The sequence below is a fragment of the Methylophaga sp. UBA4204 genome (assembly GCF_002379485.1).
In the GTDB taxonomy this organism is placed as follows: Bacteria; Pseudomonadota; Gammaproteobacteria; order Nitrosococcales; family Methylophagaceae; genus Methylophaga.
Window position 1 is genome coordinate 11,489 of sequence record NZ_DFTU01000030.1, and the last position, 2,120, is coordinate 13,608.

Genomic DNA, 2,120 nt, shown 5'->3' on the forward strand with positions numbered 1-2,120 from the left:
GAAGGCATTGCGGTTGGCGAGGAGATCGCCATTCAGGGCACCGCCGTTCTCAAGGGGATTCAACTCGGTTTGGGTGGAGCTGAATAATGCTGTCTTCACTTATTCAATGGTCCCTCAGTCAGCGTCTGCTGGTCTTATTGCTGTCAATATTGTTGATTGGTTTTGGTGGTCGCGCACTGCTCAATATACCTATTGATGCCTTCCCCGATATTTCGCCAACACAAGTCAAGATCATCATCAAGGCGCCGGGTATGACTCCGGAGGAAGTTGAGTCGCTTATCACACAACCTGTGGAAGTAGAATTACTGGGTATTCCATACCAAACCATGCTGCGTTCTATATCCAAGTATGCACTCACCTCAATCACACTGGATTTTGAGGACGGTACCGATATTTACTGGGCGCGCCAGCAGGTTAGCGAACGGCTCAGCAATGTCTGGGACAATCTCCCCGGAGGCATCAGCGGTGGACTGGCACCGATGAGCACACCACTGGGCGACATGTTTATGTTTACCATCGACAATCCCTCCATGACACTGGAGGAAAAGCGCTTCCTGCTCGACTGGACCATTCGTCCGGCGCTGCGTAACGTGCCCGGAGTTGCTGATGTGAACTCGCTCGGCGGCTTTGTGCGCACCTATGAAGTCAAACCTATTCGTGAAGCCATGAGAGCAATGGGTGTTAACTTGCAGGATATCGCCGACGCACTCAGCGCCAACAACAAAAATGATGGTGCCGGACGGATCGACCAGGGAGAGGAAGTCATTCTGGTTCGTGTAGAAGGGGCGATTAACGGCTTTGAAGACATCAGCAATACATTCGTCGTCAACGCTGAGGGTGATCGCATTCCGCTAGCCGAAGTGGCACGTATCTCCACTGGGAGTATGGAGCGCTATGGCGCAGTTACGGCGGATGGTGGAGCAGAAGCCGTACAGGGTCTGGTTATCGGGCTGCGTGGTGCCAATTCCCGTGAAGTTGTGCAAGGCGTTAAATCCAGGCTTCAGACGTTGCAAGACACCTTACCAGAAGGCACACAGATCAGAGTTTTTTATGATCGTACGGTACTGATCGAAAGTGCCGTAGGTACGGTATCCTCTGCCCTTCTGGAAGCTGTAGTTTTGGTTATCATTCTGCTTGGTTTGTTCCTTGGCAATGTGCGTGCCGCTCTCACTGTGGCTATCATCCTTCCCTTATCCGCCTTGTTCACTTTTCTCATGATGGGAAAGATGGGAATGTCAGCCAATTTGATGAGCCTGGGGGGGCTGGTTATCGCCATCGGCATGCTGGTCGACTCATCCATCGTGATCGTCGAAAACATTGTGTCATCCCTCGCGCATCAGCGCGGCACACGCCGACTGCCACACCTGCATATTATCTACCGTGCAGTGCGTGATGTGGCAGCACCTGTGACCTCCGGCATCATTATCATCGTCATCGTGTTCCTGCCGCTACTGACACTGGAAGGGCTTGAAGGGAAGCTGTTCGGCCCGGTAACCTTAACTATCGTCTTTGCGCTGCTGGGATCGCTGCTGCTATCCCTGACATTGATTCCTGTCATTGCGTCATTCCTTGTCCGCTCTGATGCTCATGCCGAGCCATGGCTGAGCAGGACCCTGGCAAAAACTTATGAACCTATGCTGCGCAAGGCATTACTTCACCCTGCCCTGGTTTTAGGGGCTGCAGGAGTATTACTGGCCGCCAGCTTTGTGGTGTTTCCACTGGTTGGCAAGACCTTCATGCCAACTATGGATGAGGGTGACATTCTCATCCAGCTGGAAACAATTCCTTCGATCAGTCTTGAGGCAAACACTCGTATCGTGCTTCAGATCGAACGTGCGATTCTTGATGAGGTTCCGGAAGTAGCACGCATCGTCTCTCGCATCGGTTCGGATGAAATGGGCATGGATCCGATGGGACTGAACGAGACTGATATTTTCCTGCAGCTGCGTCCGGTCGAGGAATGGCGCGTCGCTACCAAGACAGAACTTGAACAACACCTTCGCGAGGTCATGGATCGTTTCGTTGGGCTCAACTATGGATTTACGCAACCAATCGACATGCGTGTATCGGAGATGCTCACCGGCTCGCGTGGTGATGTCGCCATCAAACTGTTCGGCCCG

Annotated in this window: 1 protein-coding gene; it reads left to right on the forward strand. The window is 52.6% G+C overall.

The window, feature by feature from the left end; translation table 11 throughout:
• Nucleotides 1–86: 86 nt before the first annotated feature.
• Nucleotides 87–2,120 (forward strand): efflux RND transporter permease subunit (locus B3182_RS03640; protein ID WP_292751597.1); only part of this gene is annotated, 2,034 nt, incomplete at its 3' end.